This window comes from Mesorhizobium sp. M1338, from assembly GCF_040318045.1.
Classification (GTDB): domain Bacteria; phylum Pseudomonadota; class Alphaproteobacteria; order Rhizobiales; family Rhizobiaceae; genus Mesorhizobium.
The window spans coordinates 1-14,299 of sequence record NZ_JAMYLL010000041.1 but is presented as its reverse complement, the minus strand read 5'-3'; the positions used below and the strand labels follow the sequence as shown (position 1 = coordinate 14,299).

At 64.8% G+C, this 14,299-nt stretch carries 12 protein-coding genes; 10 read left to right on the top strand and 2 right to left on the bottom strand.

The annotated features are described in order from the left end of the window. Positions 1–9: 9 nt before the first annotated feature. Genes NKH19_RS25880 through NKH19_RS25860 form a run of 5 tightly spaced genes read left to right on the top strand, consistent with a single transcriptional unit; the run spans position 10 to position 5,275 of the window. Entirely contained in the window at positions 10–1,167 is a 1,158-nt protein-coding gene (locus NKH19_RS25880) for a substrate-binding domain-containing protein (RefSeq protein ID WP_352982996.1), read from the top strand. Continuing rightward, positions 1,070–2,593: a sugar ABC transporter ATP-binding protein gene (locus NKH19_RS25875; protein ID WP_352982994.1), complete on the top strand. Its 1,524-nt coding sequence runs from the start codon at positions 1,070–1,072 to the stop codon at positions 2,591–2,593. Before NKH19_RS25880 ends, NKH19_RS25875 begins: the two co-directional genes overlap by 98 nt. Beyond that, entirely contained in the window at positions 2,590–3,591 is a 1,002-nt protein-coding gene (locus NKH19_RS25870) for an ABC transporter permease (RefSeq protein ID WP_352971164.1), read from the top strand. Before NKH19_RS25875 ends, NKH19_RS25870 begins: the two co-directional genes overlap by 4 nt. A gap of 2 nt (positions 3,592–3,593) precedes the next feature. Further along, the gene (locus tag NKH19_RS25865; RefSeq protein ID WP_352982993.1) at positions 3,594–4,400 is read left to right on the top strand and encodes a FadR/GntR family transcriptional regulator; all 807 of its coding nucleotides are present in this window, start codon (positions 3,594–3,596) and stop codon (positions 4,398–4,400) included. Then, on the top strand, positions 4,400–5,275 hold the full coding sequence (locus NKH19_RS25860) for an aldose 1-epimerase (protein ID WP_352982992.1): 876 nt from the start codon (positions 4,400–4,402) through the stop codon (positions 5,273–5,275). The genes NKH19_RS25865 and NKH19_RS25860 overlap by 1 nt, the downstream gene beginning before the upstream one ends. Before the next feature lie 382 nt (positions 5,276–5,657). Here NKH19_RS25860 and NKH19_RS25855 read toward each other — a convergent pair whose 3' ends face one another. Continuing rightward, the gene (locus NKH19_RS25855) at positions 5,658–6,776 is read right to left on the bottom strand and encodes an NAD(P)/FAD-dependent oxidoreductase (RefSeq protein WP_352982991.1); all 1,119 of its coding nucleotides are present in this window, start codon (positions 6,774–6,776) and stop codon (positions 5,658–5,660) included. Positions 6,777–6,887: 111 nt separating this feature from the next. Here NKH19_RS25855 and NKH19_RS25850 point away from each other — a divergent pair, with 111 nt between their 5' ends. The 5 genes from NKH19_RS25850 (at position 6,888) to NKH19_RS25830 (ending at position 13,617) form a co-directional block, all read left to right on the top strand. After that, entirely contained in the window at positions 6,888–7,793 is a 906-nt protein-coding gene (locus NKH19_RS25850) for a LysR substrate-binding domain-containing protein (protein ID WP_352982990.1), read from the top strand. An 89-nt stretch (positions 7,794–7,882) separates the two neighbouring features. Continuing rightward, a complete protein-coding gene (locus tag NKH19_RS25845) occupies positions 7,883–9,967 on the top strand; it encodes a hydantoinase/oxoprolinase family protein (RefSeq protein ID WP_352982988.1) in 2,085 nt (694 codons plus the stop codon). 4 nt (positions 9,968–9,971) lie between these two features. Continuing rightward, positions 9,972–11,957: a hydantoinase B/oxoprolinase family protein gene (locus NKH19_RS25840; RefSeq protein WP_352982986.1), complete on the top strand. Its 1,986-nt coding sequence runs from the start codon at positions 9,972–9,974 to the stop codon at positions 11,955–11,957. Further along, entirely contained in the window at positions 11,954–12,256 is a 303-nt protein-coding gene (locus NKH19_RS25835; RefSeq protein WP_352982984.1) for a (2Fe-2S)-binding protein, read from the top strand. The genes NKH19_RS25840 and NKH19_RS25835 overlap by 4 nt, the downstream gene beginning before the upstream one ends. Next, complete coding sequence (locus tag NKH19_RS25830) at positions 12,247–13,617, top strand: FAD-dependent oxidoreductase (RefSeq protein ID WP_502911033.1); 1,371 nt, start codon at positions 12,247–12,249, stop codon at positions 13,615–13,617. Before NKH19_RS25835 ends, NKH19_RS25830 begins: the two co-directional genes overlap by 10 nt. 38 nt (positions 13,618–13,655) lie before the next feature. Here NKH19_RS25830 and NKH19_RS25825 read toward each other — a convergent pair. Next, on the bottom strand, positions 13,656–14,299 hold a 644-nt coding region (locus NKH19_RS25825), incomplete at its 5' end, for an NAD(P)/FAD-dependent oxidoreductase (protein ID WP_352982983.1).

The following is a 14,299-nucleotide window of genomic DNA, read 5'->3' as shown; positions in this document are numbered from 1 at the left end:
AGGACCACCATGAAAACCACGACAAAGGCTTTGGCGACATTTGCGGTACTGGCTGCCGGATTGATGGCTGGCGCGGCAAGCGCCGACGACATCAAGATCGGCTACATCAACAAGATGGGCGACCATCCATGGTTCGTCGCCGAAGTCGGCGGCGCCAAGAAAGCGGCTGAGGCGGCCGGCGCCACCTTCGTGTCGCAGGACGTGCAGTTCGACGCCAATCTGACGATTACCACCTTCGACACGATGGTCGGCGACGGCGTCAAGGGCATCGCAATCGTCGTTCCCGACAAGGCGCTCGGACCAGTCATCGCCGAGAAGGCCAAGGCGGCGAAAATTCCTTTGGTGGCGGTCGATGACGACATCTACTACCAGGACGGCACCCAAGTCCCCTATGTCGGCATGAATGCCTACAATATCGGTGCGCGGGTGGGCGAAGAGCTGGCCAAGCTCTACAAGGCCGACGGCTGGGCCGGCAAGGAAGTGCGCATCGCCTCGATCGAGGACCGCAAGGCGGATACCTGCATGCAGCGCAACAAGGGCGCCGAGGAGGCGTTCCTGAAGGCGGTGCCCGACTTCAAGCTCGGCAACATCGTTCGCGTCCCCTACGACAACACGATGGTCAATGCCATCGACGTGATGACCACCACCTTGACCGCCAACCCCAGCGTCACCAACTGGATCTTCTATTCCTGCAATGACGACGGCGTGCTGGGTGGGGCGCGTGCCTTGGAAAACGCCGGCTACACCCCGGACCAGGGCATGGGCATCGGCATTGACGGCAGTCGCGCCTGTGATGCCTTCGGATCAGGAAAGCCTTCGGCATTTCGTGGTACGATGTGGCTGAACTCTGCAAACCATGGCGCGCTGGCGGTAAAGATCCTGCTGGCCTCGATCAAGGATGGAACGCAGCTGCCGGTTCAATCCTTCACCGACCCGGAATACATCACCGCCGACAACTTTGCCTCGGACTACAAGGCCAAGCTCTCCACGTCACCCGCACCGGCGTCTGCCCCCCCAACGGCGAATGACGCTCTTCAGTGCACGGATCGATCCCAGGGAGGAGTGAGCTTTGACGCAACCGGAATTCTTCTCGCTCGACAAGGTATCGAAGCGCTTCGGCGTCGTGCAGGCGCTCGAGAGCGTCTCGATTGCTTTCCGGCCAGGTGAGGTGCTCGCTCTGGTCGGCGAGAACGGCGCCGGCAAATCGACCATGTTGCGCATTCTCGAGGGCGTGTTCGGGCCCGACAGCGGCACCGTGCGGCACGGTTCCACGCCGATCGTTTTCGGCGAACCGCGCGACAGCCACCGGGCCGGCATTCGCGTCATCCATCAGGAGCCGGAGATCGTTCCCAACCTGACGGTGGCCGAGAACATTTTCGTCGGCGAACTGCCGCGGCTCGCAGGCGTCCTGCTCGACTGGCGCAAGCTCGAGGAGCAGACCGACCGGGTGCTTGCGACCTTCGGCATGCAGCAGGACATGCGACCGCGGCAACTGTGCAGCACGCTCGGACCGGCGCAGCGCCAGATGATCGAGATCATGCGCGCCATCCGTGCCGGCGGCCGGCTGATCGCCTTCGACGAACCGACTTCGTCATTGACCGATGACGAAGCGCGCCGCCTATTTTCCGTCATTCGCCGGCTGCGCGAGGAGGGCACGTCGGTCATCTACATCTCGCACCGGCTGAACGAGATCATCGACCTTGCCGACCGCATCGTCGTTTTGCGCGACGGCAGGCTGGTCGACGATTCGCCGGCGGCCGGCGCCAGCGAACAGACCATCGCCAAGCTGATGGTCGGCCGCGACATTGCCGACCTGTTCACCCGCGAGACCTGGCGGTCGGGAGAGCCGTTGCTGGACGTGGCGGGCTTGACCACCGACCGCGTCAGCGATGTCAGTCTCAGGGTTCGTCGCGGCGAAGTGCTCGGCATTGCCGGCCTCATGGGCGCGGGTCGCTCCGAACTGGCAAAGGCGATTGTCGGCTACGACCGGCGTCTGGCCGGCACCATAGCCATGAACGGTGTGTCCGTTCTCCCCAACAGTCCGCATGCGGCGATCGTCGCCGGCATCGGTTTTGCCCCCGAGGACCGCAAGCACGAGGCGCTGCTTTTGTTTCGAAGCATTCTCGACAACGCAGCACTTTGCGTGCCCGACAAGACGTCGAGCTTCGGCTTCTTCAACCGGCGCAAGGCGCTGGAGATTGTCTCGCCGCTGGCAGCCAAAATGTCGATCAAGGCTCCCAATCTCGACGAACAGGTTTCAAAGCTGTCGGGCGGCAACCAGCAGAAAGTCGTTCTGGCGCGCTGGCTTGCCCGGCAGCCGATGCTGCTCATCCTCGACGAACCGACCCGCGGCATCGACATCGGCGCCAAGGCGGAAATCTATCGGCTGATCGATGAACTCGCGGCAAGCGGGATCGGCATCATGCTGATCTCTTCGGAAATGCCGGAACTGATCGGCCTCGCCGACAGGGTTCTGGTCATGGCAGGAGGCCGGATCACCGCCGAATTGTCCCGGCCCGACATCGACGAGGCGACGATCCTCAAACACGCCATGCCGCAATCCGCACCAGCGCTCGGAGACCACATCCAATGAATAGCCTCGAGCTTCGCGCCTCGAAAGCGCAGACCGACGCCAGCGGCGCTTCCTCGCGCCTTGTGGAGCGCCTTGGCGTCCACAATATCAGCCTGCTGGTCGCGCTCGCCATTCTCGTCGTCATCTTCGGTTCGCTGCGCGGCGATGTGTTTTTCTCCAGCCGAAACCTGCTCAACATCGGTCTCGGCATCACCATCCTCGGCGTGCTGGCTATGAGCCAGACCGTTGTCATTGTCGCCGGCGGCCTCGATATCGCCGTTGGCGCCACTGTCGGACTGACCACCGTATCGACTGCAATGGCCATACAGGCGACCGGGTCGCCGTCGGCGGGCATCGTTGCCGGCCTGGTCCTTGGCGGTCTTGCTGGTCTCGTCAACGGCATCATCATCACCTACGGACGGGTCAATGCGGTCATTGCCACGCTCGGCACCATGGCGATTTTTCGCGGCATCGCCTTCATCATGTCCGATGGTCAGTCGATCGCCATCTTCAGCGACACGTTCCGGTTCATAGGCATTGGGCGGATCCTCGGCCTGCCGCTGCTGATCTGGATTCTTGTTCTGACCGCGATCGTGTTCCATCTCTTTCTGGCGCGCTCGATCGTCGGCCGCAACATCTATGCGCTCGGCGGCAATCCGGTTGTCGCCCGCTTCTCCGGCATCAACATCAACCGCTACCGCGTCGGCATCTACATCATGAGTGGCGTTGCCGCCGGACTGGCCGGGATCCTGCTGGCTGCCCGCACCGGCTCAGGGCAGCCTGTATCCGGATCGCAGGGCCTGGAACTCGAGGCCATTACAGCGGCGGTGCTGGGTGGCTGCGCCTTGCAGGGCGGCAAGGGAACGATTGTCGGCGCGCTGCTCGGCGTCGCCATCATTGGCGTGCTCAACAACGGAATGATACTGACGTCGGTACCAACCTTTTATCAATTGCTTGCAAAAGGCTCGCTGCTAATCCTTGCTGTGGTGATTGCCGAGTACCACTTGAACAGGACATGACTATGGACGCGGTGACGGCTTCGATTGGTCAAGGCAAGCAGGACCCGTCTGTCGGGGATGGCGCCACGTCATCCCTGAAGGATCGTATCGCGCGCGATCTCGGACAGCGGATTCTCGCCGGCACCTATGCACAGCACGCGCTGCTGCCGACGGAGGCTGAACTGTGTGTCATCTACGGCGCCAGCCGCACCGCGCTTCGCGATGCGCTTCTCACGCTTTCGGCCAAAGGGCTGATCGAGGCGCGCAAGCGGGCGGGGACGCGCGTGCGCGTGTCGAGCGAATGGAACAGGCTGGATGCGCAGGTTCTCGAATGGATGCGCGATATCGAGCCTGATCTCGATTTCGTCCGCGGATTGATTGAGGCGCGGCTGGTCATCGAGCCGGCTGCCGCCCAGCTTGCCGCGAAGATGGCGACCTCCGGGGATCTCGCGGTCATCGAAGCCGCCTATGAGGCCATGCGCGTTGCGCCGGAGGATGACCTTGCCGCCTGTCTTGACGCTGATGTCCGGTTTCATACGGCCATCCTTCGCGCCAGCCGCAACCCGGTTTTCGCCAATCTCGGCAACATGCTTGCGGCAGCACTCAGCTTCTCCTTCCGATTGACCACATCGGCCACCGCCAACTATCAGCAGACGCTCAGCGCGCATGGCGACGTGCTGGAGGCAATCCGCATGCGCAGGGTCGACGAGGCCCACGACCAGATGAAGGCGCTGATCGGCATCGCTTCGAACGACCTTCTCGCTGTCGCCCGCAAGGGCCGCCATCAACAGCCTGCCGCCGCTGCCAAGGCCGATCCCAGCAGAGCTTGATGATCCAGACTGTTGAAATTCGAAGCGGCGACCTGTCCGCCGAAATCGTTCCGTCGCTTGGCGCCGGTCTGGCGCGGTTCGACCATGGCCGCGTGCCGCTGTTCAGGCCGTGGCCGGAGCACGGGAGTTCGAACCCCTTCGATCTCGCCTGCAATTTGCTCCTGCCATGGTCAAATCGCATCTCGAGCGGCGGCTTCACCTTCGACGCCAAATTCCACGAACTGCTTCCCAACCTTGCCGGCGAGCCGTTTCCCATTCACGGCAATGGCTTTTCAAGCGACTGGGATGTCGACAGCCTGACGCCGGACCAAGCCAGGCTATCGCTGATCAGCGACGGACCCGGCCCGTACCGGTACCGCGCCGAGGTGAGCTACGCGCTGACCGGACAGACGCTTGAACTGTTGCTTCAAATCGTCAACCGCGCGCCGGTCAGGCTGCCGTTCGGGCTTGGCATCCATCCGTGGTTGCCAAGAACCGCACGGACAACGCTTCATGCCCCGGCGTCACAGGTCTGCCTCGAACGGCCCGACCATCTTCCCGACGGGTTCGTGGATGTCAAAACCCGTCCCGATTGGAATTTCGGCACGCCGACCGTCTTGCCAGGCGGATGGATAAACAATGCCTTTGCCGGCTGGGACGGCGTCGCTTCCATATGTTGGCCAGAGCAAAATCGTGGCCTCAGGATCGAAGCGTCGTCGCCCCTGAACTTCTACCAGGTTTATTCGCCATCGCGGGCGAGCAATTTCTTCTGTTTTGAGCCGGTAAGTCATGTCGTCGATGCTCACAACCGCGGCTCGATCGAAAAATGGAATGGATTGTCAGTGCTTGGCCCTGGCGAGAGCTTGGTGGCAGGTTGCGGCTTCCGTGTCATGTAGAGCGATCACTCACCCATAAAACCAAACCAAACCAAACTAACCGCCTCCGAAGGCTGTGCTCTGCCGCGATGAATCTCGCTGTCAACGACGTCCGCTTTCGGCAGTGGTGCCGGGATGCTGAGCGGCCGCCCCATCAGGTCGCCATCGCGTTCTTGCACCTAGCACCACTGCCGACCAGGCGTGCTGTCTCAACATAGAGCGGTTAAGCCAAGGAAGATAGCTCCGAGCCATTGGTCGGATGGTCCGCATAGGATCGACTCCCGTCGTTCGAGCCAAAATGTCGGACGCACAACTGCCTGTCGCCTGTCCATTGGCGATGTCCGCTTTTGGTGAGTGGACGGGGCCGCAGGAATGACTGCCATGGATATCGACAGTTGCTTCTTCAGGCGGCGCGGCCGAAGCGATCGACCCTGAAATCGTCAAGTGGCGTTTCGCAACGGTCGGTCGTGATGAGCTCGGCCATGGCGTCGCCCACACCCAGGCCGAGTTGGAAGCCGTGTCCGCTGAAGCCGAAGGCATGGAACAGGCCTGGCGTCGTCGCCGAGCGTCCCATGATCGGCAACATGTCCCTGATATAGCCCTCGCAGCCAGACCAGGTGCGGATGACCGCGACCTGCGCGATTGCCGGCAGCAGCCGCGCGACCGCGCGCAGTTGTAAAGGAAGGCGCATGGGATCGGCCGTCGCATGGCCTGGATCGAGGTCCACCGGCACCCTTTCGGCCGCGCCACCGAACACGATATTGCCCCGCTCGACCTGACGCAGATAGGCGCCATGGTCCTTGTCGCGGGTCCAGATGCCGACCACCGGCAGGATCCGATGCGGCAGCGGCTCGGTCACGCCCATCTGCGGGCCGCGGGCGTCGAGCGGAACCTCTTCGCCGAACTGCGCGGCGATGCGGGCCCCCCAAGCGCCGGCGGTGTTGAGCAGACACTCGGCGGCGAACGTACCTTTTGAACTGGCGACAAGGAAACCGGAGCCCGTGTAGATGATCTTGTCGACCTCGGCTTTCTCGATGATTTCCGCGCCGAGCTTGCGGGCAGCTTCGGCAAAGGCGGGTGCGATCAGCCGTGGATTGCCGCTGCCATCTTGCGGCGAGAACGACGCCGCGATCGCCTCGGGACCGAGCCCGGGAAAGCGTGTATGAATCTCACGCGGCCCGAGTTCCTCCAGCTTGAGCCCCCAGGGCAGCGCCGCCTTGGCGTAGGCCCGCATGTCGGCGAGGCTATCTTTATCGAAGATCAGCCGGATATGGCCGTTGGCACGGAATTCCACGTCGCGGCCAAGCATTTTTTCGGCCTCGCCCCACAGCCTGAGCGAGCGGTGGGCCAGCGGAAGCTGGGACAGATGGCGCCCCGTGCGCCGGATGTTGCCGAAGGAGGCGACTGTTGCTCCGGTGCCGACCCGGTTGCGTTCGATCAGCGTCACGCGCGCGCCGCGCCTAGCAAGGAAATAGGCCGAAGCCGTCCCCATCAGTCCGCCGCCCAGCACGATCACATCCATAGCGGCCCCTTGCTAAAAGCAACCGAATTTCTTGCCGATCTTGTCCGGGCGGTGGCATTGCGTCAAAGATGGGTTTGGACAGAAACCATAAGCTTTACCTATGGAGTGGGAATGCGGGCCCGTCAGCTCGAAGTGTTCATCGCCGTCATGCGCGCGGGCACCGTGACCGCCGCGGCGCGGATGCTGAACATTTCCCAGCCGGCTTTGAGCCAGATCGTGATCCACACCGAGGACGAACTCGGCTTCACGCTGTTCGAGCGCGTCAAGGGCCGGCTGCGGCCGACCCCGGAGGCGCTAGAAATCTTCGCCGATGCGGAGAGGTTGTCAGCGGGACTGGAGGGCTTGCGCCGCAAGACCACAGACCTGCGTCTGGGCCGAACGGGGCTGGTGCGGGTCGCGGCCTCGCCGCCACCGGCCATGGCCATCTTGCCGCGCGCCTTCACCAGCTTCCGGGCGCAGCATCCCGATATTTTGCTGCGGTCCCATATGGCGCCGATCGCCGCGATCATCGACATGCTGCGCGCTGGCGATGTCAGCCTCGGCGTGGCGATGGACGACCGGCTGCCCCCCGATATCGAGGCGGAGGTGACCGGCAGCGTCGGCTTTGCCTGCCTGCTGCCCACCGGCCATGCGTTGGCCGGGAAGACCGAGCTGACGCTCGCCGATCTCGTCGGCGAAGACTTGATATCCTATCGCGGAAACACCCGCCCCGCCGACGAACTGGCTCATACCGCACGCGCACAAGGCGTCTCGTTTTGTCCATCGCTCGAGATCGATGTCTCCATCTCGGCCGTCGGCTTCGTCCAGGCCGGCCTGGGCATCGCACTCGTCGACGCGTTGCTGCCCTGGCATCAGTTTGCCGGGCTTGCCGTTAGGCCGCTCGCGGCGGGGCCGGAATTTCCGATCGCGCTGCTGACCTCGCGCACGCGGGCCCTTTCGCGGGCCGATGAGATGATGCGCGACCAGATCCGCGCAGCCTGTTCCGCCGTGCTGGGCGGTGACAAAGCGAGGGCATAAGCAAGACTTATATCCTTGCCCATCATACGTCTTGGACCTCTCCCACCCGGCCGTGCCAGCTTCCCGCAGGCAACAGGAAGGGACGCGGCATGGACGGTGCCATCGCTTGCACGGTGGATGAGGCGCAAAACGAAGCCGACTGGAAGGTCGGCGTCGATATCGGCGGGACATTCATCGATTTCTGCGCGCTGGAAGTCCGTTCCGGTCGCGTCGCCTCGCTGAAAGTGCTGACGACGCCGGAAGATCCGGGTGCGGAACTGATGACGGGCCTCAGGGTTCTTGCTGAACGCGAAGGCTTTGATCCTGCCCGTATGACGCGCTTCGTGCACGGTACGACCGTAGGCATCAACACCATCATCCAGCGCAAGGGCGCACCGCTCGCGCTGTTCACCAATGCCGGCTTCGAGGACGTCATCGAACTGGCGCGGCTTCGCATGCCGGACATGTATTCCCTGTTCTGCTCGCGGCCGGACCCGCTGATCTCGCGCGACATGGTTTTCGGCATTCCGGTCCGCATGCGTGCCGATGGAAGCGAATCCCGGGCGCCGGACATGGCGGCAGTGGAAAGGGCGGTGACGGCGGCGAAGGCGAACGGGGCGCAAGGGATCATCGTGTCCTTCCTCCATTCCTGGCGCAATGCCGCGCAGGAAGCATCCGTGAAGGCGGCGATCGCGCGTCTCGCGCCCGACCTGTTCGTCTTCTCCTCGGCCGAGGTCTGGCCGGTCATTCGCGAGTACGAGCGCAGCTCGACCGCCATCCTCAACGGTTATGTTCATCCGCGAGTCTCTGGCTATCTGACGGCGCTGGAAGAGCGGCTGAAGAGCCGCGGCGTGCCGGCCCGCCCCATGCTGACGAAGTCGAACGGTGGGCTGATGAACGCCGCCGAAGGCAAGCGTGCTTGCGTGAACATGCTGCTTTCGGGAACGGCCTCCGGGGTCATCGGCGCCTCGTGGCTGGCCCGTCAGGCAGGCGAAGACAGGGTCCTTACCCTCGACATTGGCGGGACCTCGGCCGACTTCGCGCTCATCATCGACGGCGAGCCGCAGTTCGGCACCGGCGAGTTGATCGGCGAATTTCCGCTCCATATCCCCTCCGTTTCGGTGAGCTCGATCGGCGTCGGCGGCGGTTCGATCGCCAGCGTCGATGCGCAAGGTGTGCTGCGGGTGGGGCCCGAGTCGGCCGGTTCGACGCCAGGACCGGCGTGCTACGGCCGTGGCGGCGAGCGGGCGACGGTGACCGACGCCATGGTGGTGTGCGGATGGCTCGGCCACAGCGAGATGGCCTATGGTCAGCTCAGCATCGATACCGGCCTGGCGCATCGCGCGGTCGGCGAGCTTGCCACCCGGCTCGGCCGTCCCATTGAGCAGACGGCGCAAGCGATTCTCGACATCGCGGTATCGGAAATGTTCGTGGAGGTCGAGAAACTTGCCTCGCGCGCCGGCGTGGACTTGCGCGATTTCACGCTGATGCCCTTCGGCGGCGGCGGGCCGATGCTGGGCGCCTTCCTTGCCCGCGAACTCGGGATGAAGCGTGTCATGGCGCCGCGCCGCCCCGGCGTGGTGTCGGCGCTGGGCGGGCTGGTGGCTGACCTGCGCGGCGACTTCATCCGCACCATCTTCAGCCCGCTGTCGGGCGTGTCGCTTGCCGGAATTCGCGAGGCTTTCGGGGCGCTCGCGCATGAGGGGCGCGACTGGCTTGTGGCGCAGGGGCACGATGCGGCGGCGGAACTCAGTCTCACCTGCGACATGCGCTATGTCGGGCAGAGTTATGAAATCGAGGTCGCCCTTCTGCCGGAATGGCTGGCGGACGGCAATGTGGCCGCCATCGAGCAGGCCTTCCACCTCACCCATGAGCGGCTCTACGATTTCCACGACCCGGAGGGCGAGATCGAACTTGTGAATGTCCGGCTATCTGCCATAGGCGCAGGTCCGAAACTCTCCTTCCCGGAGATCGACGAGATCGATGCTCCGGCCATTCCGGCGCGGCGGCTCCCGGTCTACACGGGCGCGAGCGTCGAGACCGTCGACCTCCACGACCGGCAAGCCCTCATGCCAGGTAGCACGTTCCAAGGACCTGCCGTGGTCGTTCAGGAAGACACCACCTTCGCCATTCCCGCGGGAGCGCAGGCAAGCGTCGACCGCCATCTGAACCTTCTGCTGACCTTCCCGGAGTGATGCCTTGTTTGACCGGACAAACCTTCAGGTTCTGGCGAACCATGCCCGCGCGGCAGCCGAGAACATGGCCCACACGCTGCACCGCACCGCGCACTCCGCCTTCGTCAAGGAGACGCAGGACTTTACCGTGATGCTGATGGACCGTTCAGGCGCGACCTTCGCCGTACCGATGGAACTCGGCGCCACCTGGTATCCGGGGCTTTCGTATCACCGCGCGATCGCTATGGTCGACGACTACCGGCCGGGCGACGTCGCGTTCACCAACGATCCCTATTCCGGCCACGTCGCCACACACGCACCCGATACGCATCTGTGGAAACCGGTCTTTATCGAGGGCGAGATCGTCGCCTGGACCGGCGGACATATCCACAACACCGACATGGGCGGGGCGGTGCCGGCTTCGCTCAGCCGGGCGCTGACCGAAATCCATCAGGAAGGCATCCGCTTTCCGCCCATGAAGCTGATGGGGGAAGGGGTCTTCGACGAGACCATCCTGCGGATCATGAGCACGAATGTGCGAAAGCCCGACCTCAACATCGGCGACATCAAGGCGCTGGTCGGCGCGCTCAACACCGGCGAGCGCAAGATCCAGGCAATGGTGCGGAAGTTCGGCAAGGCCGGCTTCATCGAAGGCGTTGCCGCCCTTCTCGACCGGGCGGAGGCGCAGGCGCGCGACGTGCTGCGTTCCATGCCCGACGGCACATGGGAATTCTGCGACTATGCCGACGAGGATTCCGTCGAGGCCAATCCGTGCCGACTGAAGCTGACGCTGACGATCAAGGGCGAGGAGGCGGTGCTCGACTTCACCGGCTCCGATCCGCAACTCGGCTCCTCGCTCAACGTGCCTTCGGGCGGCGACCCGCGACACACCATGCTATTGGTGGGTGTCTACTACGTGCTCTATACGCTCAACCCGAAGATACTGCTCAACACGGGCCTAACCCGGCCGTTCACCTGCATCGCGCCCACGGGGTCGGTGCTGAACCCGATCCACCCCGCCGCGGTAGGCATGCGCTCGCTCACCTGCGCGCGGTTGCGGTCGGTCATCTTCGGTGCTTTCTCGCAAGCGATGCCGGAGCGCCTGCCCGCGGCTCCGGCTGGCAACAACTGCATCGTCAACGTCATGACCACGGACGAGCGGACCTACCGGACCGTCATCACGGCGGTGAATCCCGTGGTCGGCGGCGGCGGCGCGATGCCGCATCGCGACGGAACCAACGGATCTGGCGCGGATGCAGCCTATCTCAAGAACACGCCGATCGAGATCACCGAGACCGAGACCCCGGTCGAATTCGTGAAATACGGACTCGCCAGGGACAGCGGCGGGGCGGGTCGCTGGCGCGGTGGGCTGGCGACCGAGATGGCCTTCCGCGTCTTTGCCCCCGATTCCAGGATCACGGCGCGCAACCGCGACCGCAGCTTCTTTCGTCCCTGGGGCGTGCTGGGCGGCAAGGCGGCGGGCTTGTCGGACATGGTCGTGAATCCGGGGACCGCGCACGAGCGGCGGCTGGGCAACATCGACACGGCGGTGCTGCAGCCTGGCGACGTGCTCGATATCCGCTCAGCCGGAGGTGGCGGGCGCGGCGATCCGCATCAACGCGAACCATGGCGGGTCGCGCAGGATGTGCGGCGCGGCTATGTGTCACCGATTGTTGCCGAGCGCGATTACGGCGTCGTCATTCGCGATGGCGAGGTCGACGAACAGGCGACCGCGAGGCTGCGCGCGGGGCATAAGCCGTCCGCCGGCCATTTTCATTTCGGTCCGGAGCGGGAAAGCTACGAAGCGCAGTGGACGCCAGTTGCTTACGACAGGCTCACCGCCATATTGAGGGACTTGCCGATCCATTGGCGGTTCTTCGCCAAGACCGAGATATTCCGTCGCATGAAGGGGCGCTCGGGGTCGGAAGGCGTCCAGGCGGCGTTCGATGCGGTCTGTGAACGGTTCCCCGAACTGCCCCGTCCTCGCCCCGTGCAAGAGGCCGCGGAATGATCACCGCCGGCCGCATCGTCCGGCTGGCCGAGCGCGACCGGGGGCAGCTGCATTTCTTCCTCGACGGCCAGATACGTAGTGCACTGGCGGGCGACACCGTGCTGACCGCGATGCTGGCATCAGGGCACGCCTTGCGAAAGTCCGAGTTCGGACCCGAGCCGCGGGCCGGGTTCTGCCTGATGGGGGCCTGCCAGGATTGCTGGGTATGGCAGGACGAGGGGCCACGCATCCGGGCGTGCTCGACACTTGTCACCGAAGGCATGCGGTTGCGCACAACGGAGCCGGAGAGCTGGCTGTGAACGAGTCATCGCCACGGATCGTGATCGTGGGCGCCGGTCCTGCCGGGATAAGGGCCGCCGCAGTCGTGGTCGAAGCCGGGTTCAACCCGCTGGTGATCGACGAAGGCCAGCGCGCTGGCGGGCAAATCTATCGCCGTCCGCCTGACGGGTTCACCCGCACGCCCGAGCAGCTCTACGGGTCCGAGGCTGCGAAGGCGCGCGCGCTGCATGTGCTCTTCGACCGGTTGGCCGAAGACGGGCGGCTCACCCATTGCGCGGGCAGCTCGCTCATCGCCGCGCATGGAGGCCGGCTGCACGTGCTGGGGGAGAGCGGCGTTCAGGTGATCTTCTATGACCGCCTGATCCTTGCCACCGGCGCGTCCGACCGTGTCGCGCCGGTCCCCGGCTGGCAGAGCGCCGGCGTCTACAGCCTTGGCGCGGCGCAGATCGCGCTCAAGGCGCAAGGCGTGGCGCTGGGGCGGCGGATCGTGTTGATTGGATCGGGGCCACTGCTGACGCTGGTCGGCGCCCAACTTGAAAAGGCTGGGGCGGACGTGGCGGCGGTTCTGGATACCTCCTCCTGGCGACAGCAGATGCGGGGGTTTTGGGGACTGGCCGCCCGGCCGGTTGTCGCGCTGCGCGGCCTGGCTCTGCGGGCGAGGCTCGGCGGCCGCTATCATGCGGGCGTTACGCTCGAGCGGATCGAGGCAGACGGGACGGGTGTCACAGCGATGCGCTGGCGCGACGCCGGCGGAAGGCAACGCCTCACTTCATGCGACATGATCGGCATGGGCTGGCACCTGCGGGCGGAGACCCATCTGGCCGATCTCGTGGGATGCGACTTCACCTATGACGAGCAGTGGCGGCAATGGCTGCCAAAGACCGACCGGATGGGTCGCGCCGGCAACGGCGTCTATCTGGCGGGTGATGGGGTTCGTCTTCTGGGAGCGGACGGCGCGGAGATCGCTGGGCGTCTTGCAGCTGCCGCATGCCTTGCCGATCTCGGACATCCAGCGCCCGCCGCCAGCACCGATCTGCGCAAGCTCGCGCGGCTCGAGCGCTTTGCCGGCGGTCTGGCTTGCAGCTTTCCCTGGCCGGCCGCCATGGTGCGGGCACTCTCTGACGACGCGGTCGTCTGCCGCTGCGAAAACGTGAATGCCTCAGCCATACGCGAGCGCGCGGGTTTCGGCGGCGGCGAGGCCAACAAGGTGAAATCGCTGTCTCGCGCCGGTATGGGGCGATGCCAGGGACGCTATTGTCACTTGGCCGCTGTCGAACTCGTCGCGGCGCAGGCCGGCTGCGCGCCTGACGCTGTCGGCCGGTTTCGCGGCCAGGCGCCCGTCCGGCCAGCGCCTATCGGCGCCTTTCTGCGCAACGGCTGATGCAATTGCGGAGGCCGCGCATGGATGAGGATCAGCTGCTAGAAATCGGCGACCTTGCCCCAGGACGAAGCGTCGAAGCGCCGGGGATCGTAGGATGTCGCATCGACGATCGGCTCCGAACCGGTCACCAGATCGGCGACGAGGTGCCCGGCGCCTGGCCCGATGCCGAAGCCGTGCCCCGAAAACCCGGCAGCCAGGAAGAAACCCGGAACGCTATGGATCTCACCGATGGCGGGCACGCCGTCCGGCGTGCTGTCGATGTAGCCGGCCCACGCCGCACTGATCTTGGTCTGGCGCAGTGCCGGCAGCAGCTCGAGCGCGCGGGCATGCGTCAGGCGAATGGTCGCCTGATCCGGAACCGGATCGAGGATGCGCATCCGCTCCATCGGCGTTGGCCGGTCGAGCCGCCAGCGCCGCAGCGCTTCGTGGCCCGAACGCATGCCTTGCAACCCGCCGGGCCCGAGGCTTCGCCAGCGCTTCAGCAACATGGGCAGGAACTGCGAGGAGAAACGCAGTTGCTGGGGCGTGACGTCCAGACGGCCACGTCCGCTTATGGCGAGCGTATAGCCACCATCGCTGCGACGCGTGGCCGAAATTCTTGCCGTGTGCAGCGCATCCGGCAGGCCCTCCGCGCCGGGGGAGACGGACAGGATGGAGGATCGGATCGATGCCTGTGGGAAGC